This is a genomic window from Rhizobium sp. BK251, assembly GCF_004345245.1.
In the GTDB taxonomy this organism is placed as follows: Bacteria; Pseudomonadota; Alphaproteobacteria; order Rhizobiales; family Rhizobiaceae; genus Rhizobium.
In genome coordinates this window covers 659,855-683,716 of the sequence record NZ_SLUQ01000001.1, presented here as the reverse complement: position 1 = coordinate 683,716, position 23,862 = coordinate 659,855, and the positions used below count along the sequence as shown (strand labels likewise).

Annotated in this window: 27 protein-coding genes; 8 read left to right on the top strand and 19 right to left on the bottom strand. The window is 62.9% G+C overall.

Annotated elements, in window-relative coordinates; genetic code table 11:
• Positions 1–43: 43 nt before the first annotated feature.
• Positions 44–973: a peptidoglycan-binding domain-containing protein gene (locus EV286_RS03320; RefSeq protein WP_132955570.1), complete on the bottom strand. Its 930-nt coding sequence runs from the start codon at positions 971–973 to the stop codon at positions 44–46.
• Positions 945–2,486, bottom strand: a complete 1,542-nt coding sequence (locus EV286_RS03315; protein WP_132955569.1) for a HAMP domain-containing sensor histidine kinase — start codon at positions 2,484–2,486, stop codon at positions 945–947. The genes EV286_RS03320 and EV286_RS03315 overlap by 29 nt, the downstream gene beginning before the upstream one ends.
• A 449-nt stretch (positions 2,487–2,935) precedes the next feature.
• Here EV286_RS03315 and EV286_RS03310 point away from each other — a divergent pair, with 449 nt between their 5' ends.
• Positions 2,936–3,373, top strand: coding sequence for a DUF5330 domain-containing protein (locus EV286_RS03310; protein WP_132955568.1), 438 nt, complete (start codon positions 2,936–2,938; stop codon positions 3,371–3,373).
• A gap of 187 nt (positions 3,374–3,560) precedes the next feature.
• Positions 3,561–3,983, top strand: coding sequence for a SufE family protein (locus EV286_RS03305; RefSeq protein WP_132955717.1), 423 nt, complete (start codon positions 3,561–3,563; stop codon positions 3,981–3,983).
• A 40-nt stretch (positions 3,984–4,023) separates the two neighbouring features.
• On the opposite strand, the gene EV286_RS03300 is transcribed toward EV286_RS03305, so the two are convergent.
• The 10 genes from EV286_RS03300 to EV286_RS03255 form a co-directional block, all read right to left on the bottom strand.
• Positions 4,024–4,830 carry a DUF6456 domain-containing protein gene (locus tag EV286_RS03300; protein ID WP_132955567.1) on the bottom strand — a complete coding sequence of 269 codons (807 nt, stop codon included), beginning with the start codon at positions 4,828–4,830 and terminating at the stop codon, positions 4,024–4,026.
• Positions 4,823–5,266 (bottom strand): helix-turn-helix domain-containing protein, encoded by a 444-nt coding sequence (locus tag EV286_RS32360; protein ID WP_245500590.1) that lies wholly within the window; start codon positions 5,264–5,266, stop codon positions 4,823–4,825. The genes EV286_RS03300 and EV286_RS32360 overlap by 8 nt, the downstream gene beginning before the upstream one ends.
• A gap of 410 nt (positions 5,267–5,676) precedes the next feature.
• Positions 5,677–6,105, bottom strand: a complete 429-nt coding sequence (locus EV286_RS03290) for a MucR family transcriptional regulator (protein WP_132955566.1) — start codon at positions 6,103–6,105, stop codon at positions 5,677–5,679.
• A 441-nt stretch (positions 6,106–6,546) separates the two neighbouring features.
• A complete protein-coding gene (gene mnhG / locus EV286_RS03285) occupies positions 6,547–6,906 on the bottom strand; it encodes a monovalent cation/H(+) antiporter subunit G (RefSeq protein ID WP_132955565.1) in 360 nt (119 codons plus the stop codon).
• Positions 6,903–7,310, bottom strand: a complete 408-nt coding sequence (locus EV286_RS03280) for a cation:proton antiporter (protein WP_132955564.1) — start codon at positions 7,308–7,310, stop codon at positions 6,903–6,905. Before EV286_RS03280 ends, mnhG begins: the two co-directional genes overlap by 4 nt.
• On the bottom strand, positions 7,307–7,780 hold the full coding sequence (locus tag EV286_RS03275) for a Na+/H+ antiporter subunit E (RefSeq protein WP_132955563.1): 474 nt from the start codon (positions 7,778–7,780) through the stop codon (positions 7,307–7,309). The genes EV286_RS03280 and EV286_RS03275 overlap by 4 nt, the downstream gene beginning before the upstream one ends.
• A complete protein-coding gene (locus EV286_RS03270; protein ID WP_132955562.1) occupies positions 7,777–9,348 on the bottom strand; it encodes a Na+/H+ antiporter subunit D in 1,572 nt (523 codons plus the stop codon). The genes EV286_RS03275 and EV286_RS03270 overlap by 4 nt, the downstream gene beginning before the upstream one ends.
• Before the next feature lie 17 nt (positions 9,349–9,365).
• Positions 9,366–9,743, bottom strand: coding sequence for a Na+/H+ antiporter subunit C (locus EV286_RS03265; RefSeq protein WP_132955561.1), 378 nt, complete (start codon positions 9,741–9,743; stop codon positions 9,366–9,368).
• Entirely contained in the window at positions 9,743–10,162 is a 420-nt protein-coding gene (locus tag EV286_RS03260) for a Na+/H+ antiporter subunit B (protein WP_132955560.1), read from the bottom strand. Before EV286_RS03260 ends, EV286_RS03265 begins: the two co-directional genes overlap by 1 nt.
• Entirely contained in the window at positions 10,159–12,537 is a 2,379-nt protein-coding gene (locus tag EV286_RS03255) for a putative monovalent cation/H+ antiporter subunit A (RefSeq protein ID WP_132955559.1), read from the bottom strand. The genes EV286_RS03260 and EV286_RS03255 overlap by 4 nt, the downstream gene beginning before the upstream one ends.
• Before the next feature lie 232 nt (positions 12,538–12,769).
• Here EV286_RS03255 and EV286_RS03250 point away from each other — a divergent pair, with 232 nt between their 5' ends.
• Positions 12,770–14,443 (top strand): phospholipase D-like domain-containing protein, encoded by a 1,674-nt coding sequence (locus tag EV286_RS03250; protein ID WP_132955558.1) that lies wholly within the window; start codon positions 12,770–12,772, stop codon positions 14,441–14,443.
• A gap of 99 nt (positions 14,444–14,542) precedes the next feature.
• Positions 14,543–14,953: a peptide-methionine (R)-S-oxide reductase MsrB gene (gene msrB, locus EV286_RS03245; RefSeq protein ID WP_132955557.1), complete on the top strand. Its 411-nt coding sequence runs from the start codon at positions 14,543–14,545 to the stop codon at positions 14,951–14,953.
• A gap of 17 nt (positions 14,954–14,970) precedes the next feature.
• On the opposite strand, the gene EV286_RS03240 is transcribed toward msrB, so the two are convergent.
• The gene (locus EV286_RS03240) at positions 14,971–15,558 is read right to left on the bottom strand and encodes a TetR/AcrR family transcriptional regulator (protein WP_132955556.1); all 588 of its coding nucleotides are present in this window, start codon (positions 15,556–15,558) and stop codon (positions 14,971–14,973) included.
• Positions 15,559–15,714: 156 nt separating this feature from the next.
• On the opposite strand from EV286_RS03240, the gene EV286_RS03235 reads away from it, so the two are divergent.
• A complete protein-coding gene (locus EV286_RS03235) occupies positions 15,715–16,446 on the top strand; it encodes an MBL fold metallo-hydrolase (protein WP_132955555.1) in 732 nt (243 codons plus the stop codon).
• A 19-nt stretch (positions 16,447–16,465) separates the two neighbouring features.
• Here the strand turns inward: EV286_RS03235 and EV286_RS03230 are convergent, their stop codons facing one another.
• The 4 genes from EV286_RS03230 to EV286_RS03215 all read right to left on the bottom strand — a co-directional run bounded on the left by EV286_RS03230 (position 16,466) and on the right by EV286_RS03215 (position 18,635).
• Positions 16,466–16,984: a GNAT family N-acetyltransferase gene (locus tag EV286_RS03230; protein WP_132955554.1), complete on the bottom strand. Its 519-nt coding sequence runs from the start codon at positions 16,982–16,984 to the stop codon at positions 16,466–16,468.
• 96 nt (positions 16,985–17,080) lie between these two features.
• Entirely contained in the window at positions 17,081–17,749 is a 669-nt protein-coding gene (locus EV286_RS03225; RefSeq protein ID WP_132955553.1) for a hemolysin III family protein, read from the bottom strand.
• A gap of 116 nt (positions 17,750–17,865) precedes the next feature.
• Positions 17,866–18,186 (bottom strand): TraR/DksA family transcriptional regulator, encoded by a 321-nt coding sequence (locus tag EV286_RS03220; protein WP_132955552.1) that lies wholly within the window; start codon positions 18,184–18,186, stop codon positions 17,866–17,868.
• A 23-nt stretch (positions 18,187–18,209) separates the two neighbouring features.
• A complete protein-coding gene (locus EV286_RS03215) occupies positions 18,210–18,635 on the bottom strand; it encodes a universal stress protein (protein WP_132955551.1) in 426 nt (141 codons plus the stop codon).
• A gap of 302 nt (positions 18,636–18,937) precedes the next feature.
• Here EV286_RS03215 and EV286_RS03210 point away from each other — a divergent pair, with 302 nt between their 5' ends.
• From EV286_RS03210 to EV286_RS03200, 3 genes are all read left to right on the top strand, one after another.
• Positions 18,938–19,801, top strand: coding sequence for a VOC family protein (locus tag EV286_RS03210; protein WP_132955550.1), 864 nt, complete (start codon positions 18,938–18,940; stop codon positions 19,799–19,801).
• 95 nt (positions 19,802–19,896) lie between these two features.
• Positions 19,897–21,066: an AI-2E family transporter gene (locus EV286_RS03205; RefSeq protein WP_132955549.1), complete on the top strand. Its 1,170-nt coding sequence runs from the start codon at positions 19,897–19,899 to the stop codon at positions 21,064–21,066.
• A 33-nt stretch (positions 21,067–21,099) separates the two neighbouring features.
• Positions 21,100–22,458 (top strand): FAD-dependent oxidoreductase, encoded by a 1,359-nt coding sequence (locus EV286_RS03200; RefSeq protein WP_132955548.1) that lies wholly within the window; start codon positions 21,100–21,102, stop codon positions 22,456–22,458.
• Here the strand turns inward: EV286_RS03200 and EV286_RS03195 are convergent.
• A complete protein-coding gene (locus tag EV286_RS03195; RefSeq protein WP_132955547.1) occupies positions 22,401–23,168 on the bottom strand; it encodes a polysaccharide deacetylase family protein in 768 nt (255 codons plus the stop codon). The two genes, EV286_RS03200 and EV286_RS03195, sit on opposite strands and share 58 nt — an antisense overlap.
• Before the next feature lie 202 nt (positions 23,169–23,370).
• The gene (locus EV286_RS03190; protein ID WP_132955546.1) at positions 23,371–23,760 is read right to left on the bottom strand and encodes a DUF930 domain-containing protein; all 390 of its coding nucleotides are present in this window, start codon (positions 23,758–23,760) and stop codon (positions 23,371–23,373) included.
• Positions 23,761–23,862 lie beyond the last annotated feature (102 nt).

The window sequence follows — 23,862 nt, the reverse complement described above, 5'->3', positions numbered from 1 at the left end:
CACCGCGGCCTGACCAAAGGGCGGCGCAAGGCGGGCACGGCGCTCAAAGCGCGCCGATCTCGCGCAGCTTCTTCAAGACTGCCTGGTCCGGCTCGCCGGTCTCAGGCAGGCGGTAGTGTTTCTGGAAGTGGCGGATCGCGGCCCGGGTCTGCTCGCCGGCCACGCCATCGATGCCGACATTGGCGTAGGCGATATTGCTCAGCCCCTTCTGGATCTGCATCACGAGATCGTTGCTGGCCACCTTGCCCGTCACCTCGGCCTTGCGGGTTGTCGCGGTCTTGACGGGCCTTTCCGCTTCGAGGATCGCCGCGGCAACGGGATCGACTGCGGCAGCCGGCGAATGTAGGTCTTCCGCGGGCCGTTCGGCGGGCACCGTCGACGGCCCCATGCCATCGGTCCTCAGCGCCGCAAGCAACTCCGGCGTTGCCTCGCCGGTCTGGCTCATGCCGACCGTTTCCTCGAAGAAGAGGATGGCGGCACTGGTGCGCGGGCCGATGACGCCATCGGCAGCGCCGTTGTAGAGGCCTCGGCGGGCGAGCTCCTTCTGGACGTCCATGACGACAGGTGATGGCTGGACCGCCGCCGCGGCGGGGACGGTCGCCGTCCCGGTCACCGCCGTTTCGTCGTCCGAGCGCTCGATCTTGAAGGTCGTGACATTGCCGGCCTGCTCTCCCGGCAGCTTGTAGAACTTGCGTCCGGTCAGCGTCTCGGGCGACTGCGGATCACGGGTACGGAAGATCGGCGACGGATGCTCGCCGCGCTGGTACCAGAGGGCGTTGGCGGCGACGAAGCTGAAGACGACGACGAAGACGGCAGTGCCGCCGGCAATCGAAGGATGGCGCGCGACCATGGTGCCCAGCGCCCCAAGGCCATTCACGCAGAGGCCACCCAGAGCCACCGCGCTGCGGGCGGCAAGGCTCGGCTTGCGGCGCGAGCCTCTTTTCTCAGGCGATTTTCGCTTGCGCGCGGCCATGGGCAACTCCCTCCTTGCGCTCGGCGACCGGCTCGGCCGGTGCCTTCAGGCGCGGTGGAAACTCGACCGCCTCCTTCCAGACGGCTCCCTCTTCGACGGGTACGGCACCCGACCCGTCGGCCGGCACGGAGATGGTGATGACAGTACCCTCGCCGGGGACGCTTGCAATGGCGAAGCTGCCGCCGTGCAGCGCGACCAATCCCTTGACCAGCGAAAGACCGAGGCCGGTGCCTTCGTATCGGCGGGTGTAATCGTTCTGGACCTGCACGAAGGGCTGGCCGAGCATGGCAAGCTTGTCGGTTTCTATGCCGATGCCGGTATCGCTGACGCTGAGCGTGAGGATGCCGTCGCAGGCCGACGCATCGATGGAGACGACGCCGCCTTTCTCGGTGAACTTGACGGCGTTGCCGACGAGATTGATCAGGACCTGCTGGACGGCGCGCTGATCGGCGACGATTTCCGTCAGGCCGCGCTGGATGCGCGTCGTCAGCGTCACGCCTTTCTCCTTGGCCTGCAGGCCGAGCATGGCTTCGCAGGCACGGACAGAATCGGCAATGGAGAATGGCTCAAGGACCAGCTCGTAGCGGCCTGCCTCGATCTTGCTCACGTCGAGCATGGTGTTGACGACGGAAAGGAGATGGGCGCCGGACTGGCGGATCAACTGGACATATTCGCGCTGGCGATCGTTTTCGAGCCTGCCGAAATATTCGCCGCCTAGGATATCGGAAAAGCCGAGAATGGCATTGAGCGGCGTGCGCAGTTCGTGGCTGACGGCGGCGAGGAACCGCGACTTGGCGTCGTTTGCCTGCTCGGCCTCGGTGGTGCGCCGCACGGCCTCGGCCCGCAACTGATGCTCGTGCGAGATGTCACGCAGCTGGGCGACGACGGCTCCAAGCTCGCCGTCGGCATCCCGGCGCGCGATCATGTCGATGCGGACATGTGCGAACTGGCGCATATCCTGCGCGCCCGCGGGGCGCTCGAGGCGCAAGTCGACGGTGAGACCAGGCCTGCCCTGACGCAGCATATCCACGGCCTGCAGGAAGAGGATGCGGTCCGAGACGTGGACCTGCTCGATGAAGCCGCGCCCACGCGGGCTGCGCATCCAGGAAAGAAACTCGCCCTGGTCGCGGCCGCCGACCGTGGTGACGTTGCCCTGCGGATCGAGAAAGAGGACAAGACCGCTTGCGGACAGGAACGCATCCTCTACCGGCTGGGCGGGAAGCGCGGGCTGCACCTTCTGGCGCGAGAGCGCGATGCTGCCGACGGCGGAAAACAGGAAGCCGGCGCAGACGACGGCTGCACCCGCGGGAAGAGCCACGGCGGGGCTCGTGATGGCGGAAAGCGCGGCTGGAACGGCAAAGAGAGCAGCCGACGACAGAAGCACGAGGCGGCGCAGAATCCGCAGCTCTTCGGCACGGACGTGCTCACTGCCCCCGGTTCCGGCAAGCCAGCTTCCTGCTGCCCGGTCCACGAGGGCTATCGCCCTGTTGCCAATGTCACTCAATACTCGCACGCCAACACTCGCACAAACGGCTTTTACGGCTCTTAGAATAGGCCCCCGCGGCTTAAGGAAAGGATAAGGGATAAATCGCCCAAAGCGCCCTAAAGCGGGAAAATTCCCATTTTGAAGCACCGCCAAACGGCATTGTATTTTGTGGTTAACGGCGGGTAAGCGGCGGATTTTCCTTGCTTTTCAGAAATTCGTTAACCTCTGTGGCAAGGCTTCAAAGCGCAAGTGCCCGCTTTTGCAGGCGAAGGCCGAAGACATGCTTAACGGCGATCGCTACAATTTGACGGAAATGCGTTTCAAATGCGGAAAGATCAAATTTGAATCGAATTTGACGCAAATGCGCGCGAGTTTCGAAAAGCGCTATTCGCATCCCGGGCGTAGGCTTCGAGCATACCGGACAAACCGGACCGATTCGGCATCAAGACCGGACCTGGAACAGGATGGGCAGAACAATGTACTTTCTTATCAGAACGGCCTTCTGGTTTTCGCTGGTGCTCGTGGCGCTGCCGCTCTTCAGCACGCAGAGCACGGAAAGGCTAGAAAACGACCCGAAGGTGGAATTCTCCGATGCCTTCTCCGCCGCTTCCGGCGCCTATGACTATCTGAGCGGCATGTGCAGCGAGAAGCCTGACGTCTGCATCAAGGGCGCGGAAACCTTCACCGCACTCGGCTACCGTGCCCGCGAAGGTGCGCGGCTTGCCTATGAATTCCTCGACAGCCAGTTCGGCGACAAGCTCGACGACGGGCAGCCGGCAAAGAAGGCGGCAGCGCTGCAGCAGCCGATGCCGCCCATGCCCGCAGAGCCCATTGCCGGCCAGCATGCCGACAATGTCGTGACCGGCACGGTCGCCACCGGCGTTCCTGTGCCGCTGCCGAAGCCCGCCATCTGACCCTGATCTTGCCGGGGCGCCGCGAGCGGCGTCCGGCCTGACGTGCCTGCCCTGTAACTTCCAGCAGACCTAACGTTCCGCTGCGCCGCGAGAGAGCCCATCTCTGGCGGCGTTCTTTTTTAGAATGGGTTCAAATCCGGCCCCATTTGACCTATATGCGCAGTATAGGAACATAACGGACTGCATGATGAGCGCTCTCGACCAGATCATTGACGATTTTGCCTTCCTCGACGACTGGGAGGATCGCTACCGCTACGTCATCGAACTCGGCAAGGCACTGCCCGACCTGCCCGAGGAGAAGCGCACGTCCGCCAACAAAGTTCAGGGCTGCGCCAGCCAGGTCTGGCTCGTAACTCATATTTCCGGCAGCCCCGAAGATCCGGTCATGACCTTCGAGGGCGATTCCGATGCGCATATCGTGCGCGGGCTGGTGGCGATCGTTCTCGCCACCTATTCCGGCAAGCATGCGTCTGAAATCGCCTTGCTCGACGCGATCGACGTCTTCAACAAGATCGGGCTGGTGGAACACCTGTCCACGCAGCGGGCCAACGGCCTTCGCTCGATGATCCGCCGTATCCGCGAAGAGGCGAAGATTCGGGTCGCCGCCTAGAGTTATCAGGGCATCTCTAAGGCAACAGGCGTCCGGCCTTTCAAAGCTCGGGACGGAAGCCTTCCGCGCCCCAATGACGCGTCGGCGTCGATGAAGGGCTGCGCGGCGGATCATAATGCCGCGAGAGCGCAAGAAGTGCCGTACGCAGCATGAGCTTGGCCGAACGCGCCGGCCATTGCCTTTCGCGCTCCACCGTTTCCAGCCCCTTCATGAAGCAGCATATGTCGAGCGCCACGCCGGCAAGTTCCGGCCCCATGGCCTCGATCGCGCGATTGACCGAGAGCCGGGCCGCAACGGCGCTGTCTGTCAGTTCGGCCATTCCGCCACGCTGGCCTTGCGCACGGCTTGCCAGGCGCGGCTCCCAGGATGAGGTGACGCGCGGCTGCAGCTGGCCGCGCGTGAAATCGGCAAGCAGCCGTTCGCCGGCGGCGAGCGCCCGTTCCGGCAGGAAGGGGTCGCCCTTGCGGTCCTTGATGCGCGCCAGCGCGCCGAGCGGCGATTCCGCCAGGTTGAGGCGTGCCATGCTCTTCTCGTCGCCGACCTCGATGGCCGCAGCGGCAATTTCGCCATGCTGGACAAGATATTCCTCCTCGCGCTCGGCCATCGCCCGGCGCAGGAAGGATCGGGCGGCCGGCTCGGGCATCAGCCGCGCGCCGTTTCGCCCGAGAAGCCCGAGGGAGACGGAGACTTCGACGACCGCCGCGGGAAAGGATTGCATGCTGCCTTCCGTCGTCTCGACCTCGACCGTCAGCCCATCGCCGCGGGGCGCAGCCGTCGCACCCGCCGGCGGAACGAAGCGGAGCAGCCTGACCAGGACCTTGCCTGCCTTGACCTGTGCTTCATTCATGGCTGCCGAGCTCCACCGCGGAGAAGGCGGAAGTCGCTATGCGCTCGACCGCAGACACGAAATCGTCGAAGGCGGGATCGTCGCGCCGGTCCTCCACGACGTGACATGCATGGCCGACGGACGTGCGATCACGCCCGAAGGCCCTGCCGATTTCGGCAAAGGGGATGCGCAGCGCCACATGGCAGACATACATGGCAATCTGGCGGACATGACACAGTTCGCGGCGGCGATCCCGCCGTTGCAGCACGCGATGCGCATTCAGCGCCACCATCTCGCCCGTCATCTGGGCGACAGCGCGGCAGACCGTGCGGATGGGAAGGGCGGCCGGCGGCGGGACATAGCCGAAGGTCGGGTCGACCCCGGCGACCGGTGCGCCGGCAGGGCGCGGAAGCGAGGCGTGCGTCGGGGGCAATGAGGGATCTTTGGCAACAGGCATATGAATACTCCTATGATATAGGAAATAATTCATACACCCTAGAGCAAGAGCGGGGATGAAGAAAAGAGCCTTGTTGCACGTTCGCATTGTTTTTGCTCTTATATCCTGAAACCCCATCAGAAGTTATGGGATTATTTTCCTCGCGCCTTCCCCGGATTGGTCGAAGGAAGAGGGATGGCGACGGGGCAATGCAGGGTCATGGGAAGCTCGGAAGGCGTCGCAGGCGCACGCGCCCTACGGAGCACGGACGCCAAGGGCGGACACCAACGCAGGGGCATTGCAGTTACGGGACTGTCCGTCGCCAAAGGCGAAACGAAAAACCCCGCCCTCCGCCGGTGCGGAAAGACGGGGATTTGCGAATACAAAACCGAACACCAGGGTCCGGCCTGCCGATACCGATCGGAGCCGAGTTAGCGGCCGCGCTTGCGGCGCTGGCCGAGACCCATTTCCTTCGCGAGACGCGAACGCGCCTCTGCATAGGCCGGAGCGACCATCGGATAGTCGCTGGGCAGGTCCCATTTCTCGCGATATTCTTCCGGTGCCAGATTGTGATGGGTCATCAGGTGCCGCTTCAGCGACTTGAAATTACCACCGCATTCCAGACAGGTGATCTGGTCATCCTGGACCGACTTGCGCACGGAAACGGCCGGCTTCTGCTTTTCGACGACCGTAACGGCCGGCGCAGGAGCAGACGTGTGGCTGAGCGCCGAATGCACGTCGGAAATGAGGTTCGCAAGGTCGCTGACGGGAACCACGTGATTGCTGACATAGGCTGCAACAATATCGGCCGTGAGTTCCACAAGTAGGTCGGGGCCGTTACCAAGCGCCGAGTCTGTCATCTTATTTCTCCTGTTCATATGCTTGCCTGGGATAGTCGTTACTGGAACGAACCGCCCTATTCGTAGGAGCCAACAGCATAAAAACAGGCATTCTCAGCCTTGTTGCGTACAACGCGAAATCCACCCCTAGATTCCGAGCGGCGAAACCTGCTCTTATACCGCCCAACGCCTTGTCGGAAATCATCGCCCGCTAGCTTCGAACTGAAGCGAAGAAGCAACCTCTGCTCGTATTATTAGAAAATTCAAAGCATCTGGCGCTTCACAGCCGGACGAGTCTAACTCAGCGTCAGAACTCTACTTGAATCTGCATTAGCATTCTTTTGCCAAAAGTCCAATTATTAATTCTGCTATTTCTTGGCAAAAAATCTCACATATGAAAAATAAGTAATTAAGCGAAGTTTGCACTACCAAACATCATGATCACAAAACCGTCACACGAAACTATACACGCCCGGGCGGCCGCCTTCGACCAGGATTTTCAAGTTCATCGCGCACCGAAAGGCCGGATAGACGATGGCCGGTCTGATGCGCTGCTTTAGCCAGAAGATGGGCGGAAATTGGCGCAGTCAAGATGAAGAAGGCAAAGCCTGCCAGCGCGCGCAATAATATTGGTGTGTCCTGCGCATGCAACCCCAAAGCTAAAAGAAGTAGACCCGAACCCACAGTTCCCGCCTTCGACGCCGCATGCATGCGCGTGTAGAGGTCCGGAAGACGAACGACGCCGATGGCCGCCGCGAGCGTGAAGAAGGCACCCATGAGAAGAAGAGCGGCAACAACGAGAGCGAGGACATAGTCGATCATTTCTCGCCGCGCCCCTTCGCCTGCTTGCCGGACTGCTTCTTCTTGCCGCCTTTACCAGCCTTCGCTGCCTTGCCCGACGCGGCGCCGGCACCGGCAAGTGCCGCCTCGCCCGCGCCAGGCGCCGGCGTGCCGCGCGACAGGATGAAGCGGGCGAACGCGACTGTCGCCAGGAAGCCGACGAGCCCGAGCGATATGGCGATGTCGACATAGAGCGTGAAGCCGGTCTTGACCGCGATCACGGCGATGAAGCCGATTGCGATCGCCACCAGCATGTCGAGCGCAAGCACCCTGTCGGCGAGCGTCGGGCCTGCGAGGACGCGCCAGGTGACGACGAGGAAAGCGAGTGCGAGGACGACGAGCGCCAGGTTTGCCGCGGCCGAAACGATGACAAGCGGACCCATCAGCGGAAGGCCTCCATGATCCTGCGTTCGAAGCCCGCGGCGATGTTGCGCTTGGCCGCCTCCGGATCGGAGCAGTCGAGTGCATGCACATAGAGCGTCTTGCGATCCTCTGAGACGTCGACGGAGAGCGTGCCCGGCGTCAGGGTGATGAGATTGGCGAGCAGCGTGATCTCGAAATCACGATCCACCGTCAGCGGAAAGGCGAAGATGCCGGGCTTCAGGTCCATGTGCGGTCTCAGCACCATCAGCGCCACGCGCCAGGCGGATATGGCGAGCTCGCGCAGGAAAAGGCCGGCGAGAAGGAGCAGGCGCCGTGTTCGGTCGAGATAGACCGCGCTTCCGAAGGGTTCGCGAACAATGGTGAGCGCCAGCGCGGCGAGCACGAAGCCGAGGATCAAATTGGGGAAGGACGCGTTGCCGGTGATCGCGATCCAGACGACGGCAAGAAGCAGGTTGAATGCAAAGAGCGTCATTCCCCTCCCCCCGGGAAAACGGACTGCAGATAGGCTTGCGGATCCTGAAGCCCGGCGGCGGCCGATCCGGTCAGGCGCAGCAGGCCTTCGGGAAACAGGCCGAAGCCAACGACGATCGCCGCGAGGATAGCAAGGGGCAATGCCGCGCTCAAACGAATCGCCGGCGCTTCCCCAGAATCTGCACCCGCGGCGGCAAGCGGTCGTGGCCGCCAGTAAGCGAGTAGGAAGACCCGGGCAAAGGCGATCGTGGTCAGGAAGCCGGCGAGCAGGATCGCGCCCGCCAGCCACCAGGCGCCGACATCGAGCGATGCCTTGACGAGCACGACTTTCGGCCAGAAGCCGGAAAAGGGCGGAAGGCCGGAGACGGCGAAGAAGAGAACGAGCGAGAGGCCTGCGAACGCACCATTCTGCCGGTAGAGCCCGCCGAGGGCGCGCAGCGAAAAACTGCCGGCGAGTTTCGCCGCCTCGCCGGCGACGAAATAGAGCGCGGTCATGACCACCATCGAATGCAATGCGTAGAAGATCGCGCCGCTGATGCCGGCGGGGCTGCCGAGCGCGAGGCCGGCCAGCATGGCGCCGACACCGGAAATGACTGCATAGCCGAGCAGGCGGCGGATATCGGACTGCGCCAGCGCCCCGAGCGCGGCGATGATCATGGTCAGCGCCCCCAGGAGCGCGATCAGAAGGCTGAGTTCCTCGCGCTCGACCGGCAGCATCATGCCCATGACACGGATCATGGCATAGACGCCGACCTTGGTGAGGAGGCCGGCAAAGAGGGCGGAAACGACGACGCGCGGCGTATGGTAGGAGGCCGGCAGCCAGAAATTCACGGGGAACGCCGCCGCCTTCATGCCGAAGGCGAGCAGGAAGAGGGCCGAGATCGTGATCAGCGGCGCCGACGCGCCGAGGCCCGCCGACTTGCCGGCGATATCGGCCATGTTGAGCGTGCCGAAGACGGCGTAGGCATAGCCGACCGCGACGAGGAACAGCGTCGTGGCGACGAGATTAAGGACGGCATATTTCAGCGCTCCGTCGATCTGCTCGCTCTCGGAGCCGAGCACGAGGAGACCGAAGGAGGAAATGAGGAGCACCTCGAACCAGACATAGAGGTTGAAGAGGTCGCCGGTGAGGAATGCGCCGCTGACGCCTGCCATCAGCAGCAGGAGAAAGGGGAAGAAGCCGTATCGCCTGCCGACCAATGGCACGTCGCCGAGCGCATAGAGGCCGGCCGCGAGCGCCACGATGCCGGCCGCAAGGGTCATCATCGCGCCGAGCAGATCGACGGTGAAGGCAATGCCGAATGGCGGCAGCCAGCGCCCCATGACCATCGTAACCGGCCCGTCGGTAGCCACCTTCCACAGGAGAAGCGCATCGACAAGCACGAGCAGGGCCAGGCCGGGAATTGCGACATAGGCGTGGAGCGAAACGCGGCCGCGCAGCATGAGAAGAACCGCGCCAAGCGCGATGCAGAGGGCAACGGGCAGCACGACCAGCCAATTACCGGCGGGCACGGGCGTCATCACCAATGCGGAAGCAAGATCGACGATCTTATCGGTCGGCACAGCCATTCCTCAACGGCCCCCGCTCAATAGCCGAGCGGCGGCAACGGCCGCTCCACGGGCTCCGCCACGCGCATCTCGTCAGTGTTGTCGGTCTTCAGGTCCTGGTAGGCGCGGTAGGTGAGCACGAGGAGAAAGGCCAGAAGCGAGAAGGAAATCACGATTGCGGTCAGGATAAGCGCCTGCGGCAGCGGATTGGCGGTGCCGGCCGGAAGCGCATCGAGATTGGCCGGGATGATCGGCGGCACGTCGCGCGTCAGCCGCCCGGCCGTGAAGATGAGCAGGTTCACCGCATTTCCGAGGATCGCGATGCCGAGCATGATGCGGATCGAGAACTTCGACAACATCAGATAGATGGCGGCCGCGAAGAACAGGCCGACGAGGACGGCGAAAAGAGGCTCCATCACTCGACCTCCCTTTCCTCGAGCGCCAGCGCTATCGAGCCAATGGCGCCGACGACGACGAGATAGACCCCGATGTCGAAGAACGTCACCGTCGAGAGAGGAACCTCGACGCCGAAGATATGCGGGTAAACCCAGAGGCCCGTCATGAAGGGAACGGCGAAAAAGACGGAGAGCAGACCCGCGCCGCAGGAGAGCAGCAGGCCGGCTCCAGCAATCGCCACCGGATGAAACCGTATGGCCCGACGCACCGCCTCGACGCCGCGGGCAATGCCATAGATGGCAAGCGCGGAAGCCGCGATGAGGCCGCCGGTGAAGCCGCCGCCCGGCTCGTTATGGCCGCGCAGCAGCACGAAGATCGAGAAGAGCAGCATGAGCGCGGTCAGGAAGGGAGCGGCGGTGCGGAAGATGACGGTATTCATGGGCGCTCCACCCCGAGGTTTTCCGGATGGTCGGGGTCATTGGGCGCAAGGTTGCGCACGGTTCCCGAGCGCATGCGGATAAGCGCAAGGATTGCAAGTCCGGCAACGGCAACAACCGCGATCTCGCCAAGCGTGTCCGTGCCGCGGAAGTCGACGATGATGACGTTCACGACGTTGGCGCCGTGGGCGATCGTCTTTGAATAGAGGTTGAAGAATTCCGTCAGCCGGCCGTCGAAGGGAACTTCGGTCGCCCGCATCAGGAGAAGGCCGAAGCCGAGGCCGGAGGCGATCGCGATCATGGCATCGAAGAGCACCTGCCCGATCGGGCGACGATCGGAGGGGGTCAGCCGCAGCCGGGTCATCACGAGCGCGAGGATGACGACCGACAGCGTCTCCACCATGAACTGCGTGAAGGCGAGGTCCGGGGCGCCGAAAAGCAGGAAGATGAGTGCTACCGCGAAGCCCTGGAGCCCGAGCGAGACGATGGCGGTCAGCCGGTCGCGGGCAATGAGCACGGCAAGAAGGCCGATGATCGCAAGCGCGAAGACGGCCCATTCGTGCAATTGCACATCCCGCGGCCATGCGGGCGCCGACGGCAGCTCGCCATAGAGGAATGCGGGAACGAGCAGGATTGCCGCGACGCAGAGGAAGGTAACGGTCAGGTAGAGCTCCAGCCGGCCCGGCTGCAGGATGCCCGTGACGCGATGGGAAAACCGCACGAGGCCGGCGACAAACTGATCGAAGAGCTGGTCCGGCCCCGACCCGATGGCACGCAGCAGCACGGCCATGAGGAAACGGGCACGCTCGAGCTGCCAATAAACGCCGATGCCGAGCAGGATCGTCAGCGCCGAGAGCATCAGCGGCGCGCCGAAATGCGGCACGAGCGAGATGGAGATCACGGACGGCGAGCCAGCGACAGCGGTCGCGGCCGGCGAGGAGAAAAGGCCGTGGGTGGCACCTGAAAAGAGCGCGGCAAGCAGGCCGAGCGCGGAAAGCACCGCCGGGCCGAGCCAGAGGAGTGCGGGCGCCTCATGCGGATCCTTCGGCGTCGCGGCCGGTGTGCCGATGAAGGGTTTCAGGCCGACCGCAAAGGCGATCGCGAACATCAGCGCATTGCCGATGACGGCAACCGCGGTGAAGACGATGGCGCGCAGGTCGGCGCCGGCGAGCGCGGTATAGATCTCCTCCTTGGCGAGGAAGCCGAAGAAGGGCGGCAGGCCAGCCATGGAGAAGGCGGCGGCAAGTGCGATCGCAAATGTCAGCGGCATGCCGGAGCGCAGGCCGCGCAGCCGGGTGATGTCGCGCGTGCCGGTTTCGTGGTCGACGATGCCGGCGACCATGAAGAGCGCACCCTTGAAGAGCGAATGGGCGATGAGATAGAGCACCGCCGCCTCGACCGCATAAGGCGAACCGAAACCGGTCAGCATGACAAGGAGGCCGAGCGAAGAGACTGTCGTATAGGCGAGCTTCAGCTTCAGGTCGGTCTGCCGCACGGCAAGCGCCGTACCGGCGAGGAGCGTCACCCCGCCAAAGAGGGGCAGCAGGGTTTGCCAGGCGGGCGTTGCGCCGAGGACGGGATTGAGCCGCATCAGCAGGTACACGCCGGCCTTCACCATGGTTGCCGAATGCAGGTAGGCGGAAACCGGCGTCGGCGCCTCCATGGCGTTCGGCAGCCAGAAGTGAAACGGAAACTGCGCCGACTTGGTGAAGGCGCCGCCGAGCACCAGGACGAGCACGGCGAGATAGAAGGGGCTGGCGCGCAGATCGTCGCCGAACGGCATGAGCAGCGACATCTGCGTGACGCCGGTCACGTTCCAGATCATCAGGAGGCCGGCGAGCAGGGCAAGACCACCCCCACCGGTAACGACCAACGCCTGCAAGGCGGCGCGGCGGGCCGGCTCGCGTTCGTGATCGAAGCCGATCAGCAGGAAGGAGGTGATCGAGGTCAACTCCCAGAAGACGAAGAGCATCAGGAAGCTGTCGGAGACGACGAGGCCGAGCATTGCTCCCATGAAGAGGAACATGAACGAAAGGAAGCGTCCCTGGTCGCGGTGGCCCTTCAGGTAGCCGCCCGAATAGAGAATGATCAGGATGCCAATGCCGGTGATGAGAAGGGCGAAGGTGAGCGACAGGCCGTCGAGGAACCAGGAGAAGCTGAGATCGTAGCTCGGCACCCATGAATAGCCGGCGGTGACGACTTCGCCGCGCGCGATTTCGGGCACGAAGCCTAGGAAATGCAGGAAGGCGATTGCGGGTGCGAGGGCGAGCAGCCAGGCGGAATTTGCACCGAGGATCCGAACAGCCATCGGTGCCAGGATTGCACCCAGAAAAGGCATACACAGGGCCAGGAATGTAAGACCCGCGGCGCCGGCCATCTTTTCTCCTGCGGGCGATTGGAACGGGAAAAATGACTAAGTCGAAAAGCCCATCCCAAATAGGCCAAACGGATAGGCGCCTCAAGGGTAAAAGAATTCAAGTCACAGTTTAAGATCAGCGCACAAACATAAAGAGGCCGCTAAGCCCGTGTAACCATGAGTCGCCGCCGTAATACATCACCTGTCATACTGATTGTATAAACTCATACACTCACGCAGGAGCGGATTCACCATGCGGGACGCACAAGCAGATGGGGCCATGAAGGCCCTGGCGGTAGCAGGTAATTACGTGGTGCTCCTCGGCTGGGACCTGCCCCAGGATCAGATAAGATCGGAGAAAATCCTCGGCTTTGCGATCCAGCGCAAGCGCAAGCGCGATGGCGAGGTCATCTGGCTCGGCGGCATGAAGACCTTCGAGGCAATAGAGCCGCATCCGGCGCAGGGCGTGATGTTCTCCTCGTTCGATCACCCCTTCCAGACCTTTCAATGGGCGGACTATTCCGTCTCTCCCGACCAGAAATATACTTTTCGCATCGTCGCCATGGGAGGTGAGCCGGGCGACCTTGAGCCGAAGTTCGAGGTGACTCTGAAGGTCAAGACCGAGCGTGTGACGAAGGGCAAGCACGCCGTCTTCTTCAATCGCGGCGCAATCGCCTCGCAGGAATATGCCCGCCGCTTCCAGAACAAGAAGCCGAGCGAGATAGGCCCGGCCGCCTATGAATGGCTTTCACGCGGTCTCATCGAGGGGCTCGAGAGCTACATCGACCAGACCAAGGCGGGCGACAGGCTGCGCGGCGCTTTCTACGAGTTCCAGAACACGCGGATCTTCGATCGCCTGGAGGCGGCGCGCGGGCGCGGCGTCGACGTGAAGATCCTCTATGACGGCGACAGCGCCGGCGAGCAGAATACCGAAGCGCTGGAAAACCAGGCGATCGCGCCGGTCACCAAGCCGCGCGAGCATTCGGGCGGCTTCGCCCACAACAAGTTTCTCGTCTTCATCCGCGACGAGGAGGCAAAGCAGGTCTGGACCGGCTCGACCAACCTTACGGAGAACGGAATCTTCGGCCATTCCAACAATGCCCACATCGTGCGCGACGAGACGCTTGCGGGCCAATATCTCGCCTATTGGAACCTCCTTGACCGGGACCTCACACTTTCGCCCACGGCAACGCAGGTGGAACTGCAGAACCTGCTGCCCGTGTTGCCCGAGAATACCGATACGGAGACGGTGTTTTCGCCGCGCTCCTCCCTAACGGCGCTCGACTGGTATGCAGACCTTGCGGCAAGCGCGGAGCGCGGGCTCTTCATGACCTTCGCCTTCGGCATGAACGGCCGTTTCGTGAAGACCTACGACCAGATCGACAACGTGTTGCGCTTCGCACTGATGGAAAAGAAGGGCAACGGACGGCAATACAAGAAACAGGCAGCCGAGATCGACCGGATCAGGCGTCACCCGAACATTGTCGTTTCCGTCGGCGCGCGCGTGGCCCTGAACAACTTCGACCGGTGGCTGGCGGAAACGGCGCAGGTGAGCGACGATGCACATGTGCTCTACGTGCACACGAAGTACATGCTGGTCGACCCGCTCGGCCCCTCGCCCACCCTCGTCGTCGGATCGGCCAACTTCTCCGAAGGATCGACGAACAAGAACGACGAGAACATGCTGATCATCCGCGGCAACGGGCCGGTCGCCGACATCTATCTCGGAGAGTTCATGCGGCTCTTCACCCACTATTCCTTTCGCGAGGCACTGGCGCGACAAACCGCCGGAACACCCCCGCAAACCTGGAAGCCGAATTTCCTCGTCCCCTCGCCGGCCTGGATCGACGGCTTCGGCCCGGGCTCGAGCTACTACAACCCGGGCACGGACCGCTTTCTGAGGCGGCTCTATTTTTCCGGCCAGTAGCGCTGCTGCGGCGCACCCGGCCCGCGCGCCGATAGTTGTCTCCGCCCCGGATCGATCTTATTTTATTAGCTGACCCGACCGGCGCAGGAGGGAAGCCCCATGGCTGAAACGACCAAGACGCGGGTGCGCAAGAGCGAGGCCGATTGGCGCAGGCAGCTGACGCCAGAGCAATTCCGCGTCACCCGCCAGCACGAAACGGAGCGCGCGTTCACCGGTCCCTACTGGGATTCCTTCGAGACCGGGCTCTACCGCTGCGTCTGCTGCGCCGCGCCGCTCTTTCGCTCCGACACGAAATTCGACGCCGGCTGCGGCTGGCCGAGCTATTTCGAGCCGGTCTCTCCCTACGCCGTCACCGAACATCGCGATACGTCCTACGGCATGGTGCGCACGGAGATCCGCTGCGGCACCTGCGAGGCTCATCTGGGCCATGTCTTCCCCGACGGTCCGCCGCCTACCGGCCTGCGCTACTGCATCAACGGTCATGCGATGCTGTTCGAACCGGACAGATAATAAGCGTCGCGCGGGCGTCAGCGGGCGCGCGTCCCGCCTGCGGGATAGACGGCCTCCACCATTGCTTCGACTGCCGCCGCCCGCTCCAGGCGGGCGTCCTGCGTCAGGGTGCGCCATGTGGAGTAGCTCAGCGCGACGAGCAGCATGGCGTGCGGCGTGGCCGCCAGGCCCTCGCCAAGCACCTGCCTGTGGGCCGAAAAATACGGCCCGAACCTCATGCCGGCAATTTCCCTTGTGAGGTCGTGGAATTCGGCATCGCGCAGCACGCAGGACGCCAATTCGGCGTTGCGCTCGTACCAGCCATAGAGCGCATTCAACCCGACGCGGAGGCGCTCATGCCGATCCTCGATTGCCCGCCACGGGTCGGCGTCCGGCAGCGGATCGCGCTCCATATGGAGACCCGAGCAGGCGAGCAGCAGGCTGCGCTCATCCGGGAAATGCGCATAGAGGGTATGGCGTTGAACACCTGCGTGCTCCGCGACCATGCTGAACGTCGTCTGCGCCGGACCGACCGTGCTGTGCAGGCCGATCGCCGTATCGACGATTCGCAACCTTGTCTGCGCCTGCTGCTCAGCGCGGCGCCTGAGTGTGTAGGTTCGGCTCATCTCGATTTAACTACACAAATATGTGCATCCATTATTGACAAGTCCGCCAATTCGAATTTCAATACACGCTAATGTACCATGAAAACATAGCAGAGGTCCACTGCCGGAGAGGCGACGGTGGCGCGGCATTCAGCCCTCGAACGGATGGAGGAATTCATGGAAACGAAGATCAGCGAAATCGCCGACGGCATCTACCGGCTTTCCACCTATGTGCCCGATATCGTGCCGCCCGCCGGTTTCACCTTCAACCAGTTCCTCGTCCTCGGCGACGAGCCGCTGATGTTCCACACCGGCCTCAGGAAGATGTTCGCGCTCAACCATGAAGCCCTGAGCCGCATCATCTCCCCGGCGCAGCTGCGCTGGATCGCCTTCGGTCATTTCGAGGCCGACGAATGCGGGGCGATGAACGAATGGCTGGCGGCAGCGCCTCAGGCCACGCCCGCGCAGGGCCAGACCTGTTGCATGGTCTCGCTCAGCGATTTTTCCGACCGCGAGCCGCGCCAATTGAAGGACGGAGAGGTGGTCGAACTCGGCGGCGGCAAGAGGGTGCGCTTCATCGACACGCCCCATACCCCGCACGGGTGGGACGCCGGCGTGCTCTACGAGGAATCGACCGGCACGCTGATGTGCGGCGACCTCTTCACGCAGCTCGGCAACGACCGAGCGCTGACCGAGGGCGATATCGTCGGCCCAGCGGTCATGGCCGAGGACATCTTCAAATATTCCTGCCTGAACCCAGCCATGGGCACGACGATCCGCAGTCTCGCAGGACTCGCCCCGCGCACGCTGGCGCTGATGCACGGGCCGTCTTTTACGGGCGACGGAGCGGCTGCCCTGCGCGACCTCGCAGACGATTATGACCGGCGAATTTCAGAGGCGACACATTGACGGTGGATGGGTGGGCGGATCAGGCCGCCCCGTTTTCCGGCACCCTGAGCTCCATGCAGGTCAGGTCCAGCCAGCGGCCGAACTTGGTGCCGACCTCGCGAAAGGTGCCGGCGACGCGGAAGCCGAGCTTTTCGTGAAGGCGGATGGAGGCGGTGTTCTCCGCCTCGATGCCGGCGATCATGACATGGATGCCGCCGGTGGAGGCGCGCACGATCAGCGCGCGCATCAGGAGTTCTCCGATGCCGTGGCCGCGGCAATCCTTGTCGACATAGACCGAATGCTCGACCGTGTGGCGATAGCCATCGAAGGCGCGCCAATCGCCATAGGAAGCGTAGCCGGCGACTTTGCCGTCCTTCTCCGCCACGATCACGGGAAAGCCCCTGCCCTTGCGCATCCGGAACCATTCGATCCGGTTGTCGAGATCGACCAGCGTCTCGTTCCAGATCGCGGTCGTATGCTCGACGGCGTGGTTGTAGATCTCGCGGATGGCGGGAAGATCGGCTTCGGTGGCGTCACGCACCAGCACGGCTTGGTCCATTGAAAAAGGTCCGGTTGGGATTCATCGTCGGCGAGCGGCATAGCGCCGGCACATGGCGATGTAAACTGCGACGCTACGAAGCTGGACGGAATTCTCTCAAAGCGCTGCAGGCGGCAGGCTGAAGCAGGTCATGACCGCGGAATAGTGCACCGCTGCGGCGGCGATGACGAAGCCGTGCCAGATCGCATTCTGGAAGCGCAGCTTTTCCCACACGTGGAAGACCACGCCGGCCGAATAGATGACGCCGCCGATGACGATCAGGAGCATGGAGGCGGAAGGAATGTGCAGCGAGACGGGTCCGGCAACGAAGATGCCGCTCCAGCCCATGCCGAGGTAGAGGAGGATCGTCAGCCGGTCATAACGGCCCGGAAAGAAGCATTTCAGGCCGATACCGAGTGCCGCGACCACCCAGATGGCGATCAGCATTGCGAAGAGCACCGGATCGTCGGCGCCACGCTCCAGAAAGGGCGTGTAGGTGGCGGCGATCAGAATGAAGATCGAGGAATGGTCGAAGCGGCGCAGGATCCATTTGGTGCGCGAGACCGGCCAGAGATTGTAGGAGAAGGACACCGCCAGTGCCAGGACAAGGCCGACGCCGTAGATCCAGGCGGCGGCGAGCTCGCCATGGGTGCTCCAGACCGTTGCGTAGAAGATCAGCACGGTTGCGCCGATCAGAGCGAAAACGAGGCCCACACCCTGCACGATGCCGTCCGCGATCAACTCGTATCTGTCATAAGCCCAGCGTATGCCGTTGAACTCGCCCATGTACAAACCGCCTCAATACCGGCCCTGATGGTCGCATCTCCGCAGCCGCAGCGCAACCTGCCTAAAGGTGGGTAGCGGTAATTCGCCACGCATGGCGTTAAAGGCGGATGGAGGAACTACCTTCCGCGGATGCAATCCTCGCAGAGGGGCGCATAGGGCACGGCGGCAAGGCGCTCGGCAGAAATCGGCTGGCCGCAGCGAACGCAGGTTCCGAACGTGCCCTTGGCGATACGCTCGAGAGCCGCGTTAATCGCCCGCAGCTCGTCCTGCCCGACCTGGCCCAATTCCTCGAGCACCTCGTCGTTTTCGCCTTCCGTGACGCGCTCGGCGCTATCGGCATTCTTCGTGCGGCCGAGATCCGCATCGATCTTGTAAAGGCGCGAGTTGATCTCGCTTTGACGCAGCCGCAGGATCTCCTCGTATTTATGCACGTCCATGACGACCTCCCCTTTCTCCCTTTTCACTTCTTTTCAGGCCAGCGGTCGACCAGCACCGAGCATTTTGCGTGGCGTACCACCCGGTCGGCGGTCGCGCCGATGAAGTAGTTCGAGTAGTCCGGGACGTGCGACGCAACGATGATGAGATCCGCCTCATGTTCCTGCGCGGTGGCGATGATGTTGCTTGCCGGCGGACCACGGCGAATCTCGACGCTGGCGGTCACGCCCACTCGCACGCACATCGCCTCGAGCTTGGCGCGGCCGTCCAGGATCGCATTCTCGATCAGGTCCGGCGGCAGGTCTATGGTCATGTAGCCGGGCACGTCCTCCACGACATTGAGCAAGACGATCTTCCCTCCGTCATCAAGCAGCGTCATGGCCTTGCGCAGGCTGCGCTCTCCCCTTTCCAAGGCGCCGATTTCGATAGGAACGATGATCTTCTTATACATGTCGCTCTCCCGCCTGATTTCGACCTGTGCGGCCGATCAATTATGGCCGGACAATGAAGCGGAGACAATCACCACGCTTTGATCCAAATCAACAGCTCCAGGGCATTGTCAATCTATGGCGAACGCTGAATTGTCAAAATGCGGTCTTCTGTGAACAATCGAAATCCGGCATATAGTGAGGCAAGTACAGCGGCCAGGAAAATCAGGAAGGCGCAGAACCGGCGCGTAAGACCTGGCATCGCTTCAAGGCGGCTCGAATGCCGCCAGCGCCGGTGCCTTTGATGCGGAGGGAGGACCACAAGATGAGCAAGACCCCGATCTCTTACGCGCTGACCCGGCCTGCCTATGTCGACCGTTCGCATCTGGTCGTGGAAGACCTGCCCCTCGTTTCCGGATTCTACCAGAAAATGCTGGGCCTCAAGGTCATCGAGAAAAGCCCGAGCGGCGAAGTGCTCGGCGTCGACGGCGTCCCGTTGCTGACGCTGACGACGGATGGCGAGGCTCGCCGTGCGCCGCGCAATGCTGCCGGTCTCTTCCACACGGCATTCCTGATGCCGAACCGCACGGAACTCTCCCGCTGGCTGCGGCATGCCGCGCAGAACAATGTGATGCTGGACGGCGCCTCCGACCATCTCGTCAGCGAAGCGATCTATCTTTCCGACCCCGAAGGCAACGGCATCGAGGTCTACGCCGACAGGCCGCACGAGGAATGGAAGTTCCATCCCGACGGCATGGTCCAGATAGCGACGCTGCAGCTCGACCTCCAGGGGCTCTATGACAGCGCGCCGAACGATCGCTGGGACGGCCTGACGACGGGTTCGGCAATCGGCCATATCCATCTCCAGGTCGGTGACATACCGCAGGCCGACACCTTTTATCGCGACGTGCTGGGCCTGAAGCTGATGGCGAAATATCCTGGCGCCAGCTTCTTTGGCTCGGGCAGCTATCACCACCATCTCGCCGCCAATATCTGGAACAGTCGCGGCGCCGGAACCCGCGACGAGCGCATGACCGGTCTTTCCGACTACACGCTGCGCTTCAACGACACGGCCGCACTCGACAAAGCCGTTTCCAAGCTCGACGAACTCGAGATCAAGACCGAGAAGCGCGACGGCGGCATCTTCCTCAGGGATCCCTGGGGCATCGGCCTGACACTTACCACCTGATATTCAGACCACTCCTCCCAAGGACGCAAGCCCCGACCGGAACTCCGGCGGGGTATTGCGCGTTGTTGAGCGACGCAATCGGGGACATTTCAGCCATGGGCATCGCCAACGGGATTCGCAAGCAAGCAAGGAAGATCTCAAGCGTGTCGGAGCCGAGGATCGGCAGTTGGGCTGAGACATTGAGGAAATCCACCGAGGAAATGGATCCAGCGCCTGTGAGACGGCTGGAAAAGGACGGGCTGGACATCTCGATGGCCTGGGCAGTGATCGGCATCTTCACGATACTCGGTCTCTACGCGGTCTACCTGATGTCGATGATCCTCATCCCGATCACGCTCGCCGTTGTCGTCGGCATGATCCTAGGCCTGGTTGCAGAGAAACTCTCCAGCCTGGGTGTGCCGCGCATCACCAATGCGGTGCTGCTTTCGAGCTCGGTCACGCTCATCATCGTGCTCCTCGTCAATACGCTTGCCGGACCGCTTACAACGCTGGCCCAGGAAGGGCCTGACTTCGTCGAACGATCGATCAATCGCTTCATGCCGTTCCTCGAGCGCATCGAATGGCTGCACATTACGCCCGCCACCTTCCAGAGTGGTCCGATGTCGATGGACAAGCTTCTCGAAAACACAGGTAACGTGCTGCATGTGGTCACGACCAACCTGACGCCGGCGATCGTCCAGGGCATGATCTTCTTTGCCGCGCTGCTGCTCTTCCTTGCCGGGCGCGTCAACCTGCGCAAGACGATCATCATGACCTTCCGCAGGCGGCCGCAACGCCTGGCGGCGATCCGCGTCATCAATGCGGTGGAACAGGTGCTCGGCTTCTATTTCGCCACCGCTTCGCTGATCTATGCCGGGCTTGGCGTGATCATGACGATCATCGCCTATTTCGGCGGACTCAGCATGCCGGCCCTCTGGGGGGTGTTCGCATTCCTCTCGAGTTTCGTCCCGTTCCTCGGCATTACCCTGATGACGGCCGCGGTCGCGATCGCCGGCATCCTCACCCATGACGGTCTGATCCTCGGTCTTGCGCCGGCCGTCGCCTTCTTCACCGTCCACCTGCTGATGGAGAACCTCATCTTTCCGGCCGTCATGGGAAGACGCCTGGAAATCAACCCTTTCGTCGTCTTCGTCGCAATCATTTTCTGGACCTGGATGTGGGGTGCCGTGGGCGCCATGCTGGCGCTTCCGCTCTCCCTGATCGCGATGGCGATCATCAATGAACTCTTCGTGGAAGAAAAAGTGCTTCCGCAACTGCCGAAATAAAGGCAAGATTCGTTTCGGGGACGGAGATTCGGGATGGCATCCGATCTGACGCTGAATGAATCAGACCACGACCAGCTCGTAAGCGGCCGTTCGCCGTGGGGCGGGACATCAATTCGGCCGCCCTACAAATCCCTTTCCGACAGCTTTCATATCGATGTCGCGGTGATCGGCGGTGGCATCACCGGCGCGCTCGCGGCGGAGGTCCTGACTGCGCGGGGCCTTTCCGTCTGCATCATCGATCGGGAGCAACCCGGCCTCGGCAGCACGGCGGCAAGCACGGCCATGCTGCAATGGGAGATCGACCGGCAGCTCTCCGAGCTCGAGGAGTTCTACGGCTTCGAGCGGGCCTCCGCCACCTATCGGCGCAGCGTCATCGCTGTGCATGGCCTTGCTGACCTCATTACCACCCATGGCATCGCGTGCCAGTTCCAGCCGCGTTCCTCGCTCTATATCACCAGCGGGCCGACCGGCGCCCATGAACTCGCCTATGAATATGACTTGCGGCGGCGCGCCGGCCTGCAGGGACGTCTCCTGGAACACCCCGACCTGATGGCGGAATTCGATATCGACCGCGACGGCGCGATCCTTTCGCCGGGCTCGGCCGAGGTCGATCCGCTTCTCCTCACCTGGGGGCTGCTTGATATCGGCATCAAGCGCGGCGCGAGGCTGGTCAATGCCTCGGCGGTGCGGCTGCATGCCGGAGGCGCGCATGTGACGATCGAGACCGACGGCCCCTACGAGATCGAAGCCGACAACGTCGTGCTTGCGACCGGCTACTCCATGCCGGGCATCGACATGCCGAAGCTCCACCGCACGTTATCGAGCTACGCGATCGCGACCGCGCCGCAAGCGCCCGAAACGCTCTGGCGGGACGGCCTGCTTCTGTGGGAGGACACGCACCCCTATCTTTACGCCCGCACCACTGCGGATCACCGGATCGTCGCAGGCGGCGAGGACGACGAGACGATCGATCCGCAAGAAAGAGACAGCAAGCTTCCCGCCAAGATCGCCGCGATCCGCGAGAAGCTGCGGCTCATCTGGCCGGAGGCGGACATGCGCGTCGACTACGCCTGGTGCGGCACTTTCGGGGAGACCGTCGACGGCCTGCCGCTGATCGGGCCGGTGCCCGGGGTGCCGCGCGTCTACGCCGCGTACGGCTACGGCGGCAACGGCATCACCTTTTCCTACATGGCGGCGCAGATGATCGGCGCGATGATCTCCGGTGTCCGCCGCGACTGGTTCGACGACTTTGCCCTCGACCGCGATGGGCCGCCTTCGAAATTCACATGGGAAGCGGAGGAGAGGATCGTCACCCCGCCTCCCCTCGACGTCACTCAGGACGGCGACATCGAAAGCGTCGTGCCGTCATCGCCGGTGTCTTCCACATCCTGAAGCCGGACGAACTGCGCGCCACGCGCCTTGAGATCGAGGATGCCACGGGCCACGCCTTCGCCGGCAGCGTGCGTCGGCTGGTTGATGTGGGCGATGATGACATCGCCATCCCTGGCGGCGGCGAAATGCTTTTCCGTGACGGCGGCGCCAAACAGCGATCCGCCATCGCCATTCACCGAATAGCCGGCGATGCGGTAGCCCATCGACCTTATCTGCTCTATGGCGGACAGGCTGTACTTTGCCGTCGCGCCGCGGAACCAGTGCGGTTGCGGAATGTGGTCGGCAATCATGGCATCGGCACCGCCCTGCACCTCCTGGCGAACCGCCTCCGGCGAACCGGCAGCGGCAATGCCATAGACCGCGACGGGCCGGTCGACGGCCGGAATGTGGTTCAGGCCGTGGTTTTCGAGCTCGAAGAGATCGGGATGGGCAAGCAGCGTCGCCGTTGCCTGCGGATTATGCTTCAGCCAGCGGGCCGTGACGAAGATCGTGGCCGGGATCTTTTCCTGGACGAGGACCGAAAGGATGCGCTCGTCGGCCTTGCCCATGCAGGCATCGAAGGTGAGCGCCACGCGGGGCTGCGCGGCGCCGGAGCGCGTCACGTGCAGATGCGGCTCGACGAGCCGGCCGTCCGCGGGGGCCGCAGGCGATGCGACAGCGGTGGAGGTGATCGCAAGGAGACCGGCGGACGCCAACAGGAAACGCTTCATCAAACAGGTACCAGGGAAACTCGGGAAGAACCGGAATGGATGTTGGGCGAAAGGCCGACAAGAGGAATGCGCCCGATTGTCGCTGCGCGAGGGATCGGCGATCAAGGCGCCCGAAATGTGGCATCCCCCTTCACAACTTGCTGATCGGCCGCCGCCGGCTTCGGGCGGGGAAAGCGGCAATGGCGACGAGGCACCGGTGTGATCAATCGTAGAGATAGTACTCGCCCCACTGATTGCGCGGCACCTTTTCGCCGATGCGGTAGCTGAGCGAGCGGACATTGACGTGCTGCGGGCCGGTGGTGCACTCGTAGGACAGGCGGTACCACTCGCCCTTGCTGCGGAAGACCGCGCCGGGCGCCCTTATCGAATCTTCCTTCACGATGGGATCACCGAAGGTGTAGGCGATGACCTTGTCGGCGCTGAACTTGTCCTTGTCCTTACTGATTCGCGACATGGCCTCGGTATCGCAGGTCTGTTCCATGCGCTCGGCCGGATCGAGCGCCAGCAACTGCTTCTTGATCCTCGCATCCACCGCAAGTGCCGGAAAAGCCAGGCAAACGGCCGAAACGAGCACGGCAAAAATCCTCAGCATTACGAATAAATCCTCTGCATTCACATCCCGGAGCTCCATGAAAACCCGAGCTCCCGGCAGGCCGCTCACGGCGGACGTACCCATCGCAACGCTAGCGGTCAT

Coding starts and splice junctions, on each gene's coding strand:
- EV286_RS03320 (WP_132955570.1), bottom strand. CDS start 973: ATGGCCGCGCGCAAGCGAAAATCGCCTGAGAAAAGAGGCTCGCGCCGC.
- EV286_RS03310 (WP_132955568.1), top strand. CDS start 2,936: ATGTACTTTCTTATCAGAACGGCCTTCTGGTTTTCGCTGGTGCTCGTG.
- EV286_RS03305 (WP_132955717.1), top strand. CDS start 3,561: ATGAGCGCTCTCGACCAGATCATTGACGATTTTGCCTTCCTCGACGAC.
- EV286_RS03300 (WP_132955567.1), bottom strand. CDS start 4,830: ATGAATGAAGCACAGGTCAAGGCAGGCAAGGTCCTGGTCAGGCTGCTC.
- EV286_RS32360 (WP_245500590.1), bottom strand. CDS start 5,266: ATGCCTGTTGCCAAAGATCCCTCATTGCCCCCGACGCACGCCTCGCTT.
- EV286_RS03290 (WP_132955566.1), bottom strand. CDS start 6,105: ATGACAGACTCGGCGCTTGGTAACGGCCCCGACCTACTTGTGGAACTC.
- mnhG (WP_132955565.1), bottom strand. CDS start 6,906: ATGATCGACTATGTCCTCGCTCTCGTTGTTGCCGCTCTTCTTCTCATG.
- EV286_RS03275 (WP_132955563.1), bottom strand. CDS start 7,780: ATGACGCTCTTTGCATTCAACCTGCTTCTTGCCGTCGTCTGGATCGCG.
- EV286_RS03270 (WP_132955562.1), bottom strand. CDS start 9,348: ATGGCTGTGCCGACCGATAAGATCGTCGATCTTGCTTCCGCATTGGTG.
- EV286_RS03265 (WP_132955561.1), bottom strand. CDS start 9,743: ATGGAGCCTCTTTTCGCCGTCCTCGTCGGCCTGTTCTTCGCGGCCGCC.
- EV286_RS03260 (WP_132955560.1), bottom strand. CDS start 10,162: ATGAATACCGTCATCTTCCGCACCGCCGCTCCCTTCCTGACCGCGCTC.
- EV286_RS03255 (WP_132955559.1), bottom strand. CDS start 12,537: ATGGCCGGCGCCGCGGGTCTTACATTCCTGGCCCTGTGTATGCCTTTT.
- EV286_RS03250 (WP_132955558.1), top strand. CDS start 12,770: ATGCGGGACGCACAAGCAGATGGGGCCATGAAGGCCCTGGCGGTAGCA.
- msrB (WP_132955557.1), top strand. CDS start 14,543: ATGGCTGAAACGACCAAGACGCGGGTGCGCAAGAGCGAGGCCGATTGG.
- EV286_RS03240 (WP_132955556.1), bottom strand. CDS start 15,558: ATGAGCCGAACCTACACACTCAGGCGCCGCGCTGAGCAGCAGGCGCAG.
- EV286_RS03235 (WP_132955555.1), top strand. CDS start 15,715: ATGGAAACGAAGATCAGCGAAATCGCCGACGGCATCTACCGGCTTTCC.
- EV286_RS03230 (WP_132955554.1), bottom strand. CDS start 16,984: ATGGACCAAGCCGTGCTGGTGCGTGACGCCACCGAAGCCGATCTTCCC.
- EV286_RS03225 (WP_132955553.1), bottom strand. CDS start 17,749: ATGGGCGAGTTCAACGGCATACGCTGGGCTTATGACAGATACGAGTTG.
- EV286_RS03220 (WP_132955552.1), bottom strand. CDS start 18,186: ATGGACGTGCATAAATACGAGGAGATCCTGCGGCTGCGTCAAAGCGAG.
- EV286_RS03215 (WP_132955551.1), bottom strand. CDS start 18,635: ATGTATAAGAAGATCATCGTTCCTATCGAAATCGGCGCCTTGGAAAGG.
- EV286_RS03210 (WP_132955550.1), top strand. CDS start 18,938: ATGAGCAAGACCCCGATCTCTTACGCGCTGACCCGGCCTGCCTATGTC.
- EV286_RS03205 (WP_132955549.1), top strand. CDS start 19,897: ATGGGCATCGCCAACGGGATTCGCAAGCAAGCAAGGAAGATCTCAAGC.
- EV286_RS03200 (WP_132955548.1), top strand. CDS start 21,100: ATGGCATCCGATCTGACGCTGAATGAATCAGACCACGACCAGCTCGTA.
- EV286_RS03195 (WP_132955547.1), bottom strand. CDS start 23,168: ATGAAGCGTTTCCTGTTGGCGTCCGCCGGTCTCCTTGCGATCACCTCC.
- EV286_RS03190 (WP_132955546.1), bottom strand. CDS start 23,760: ATGCTGAGGATTTTTGCCGTGCTCGTTTCGGCCGTTTGCCTGGCTTTT.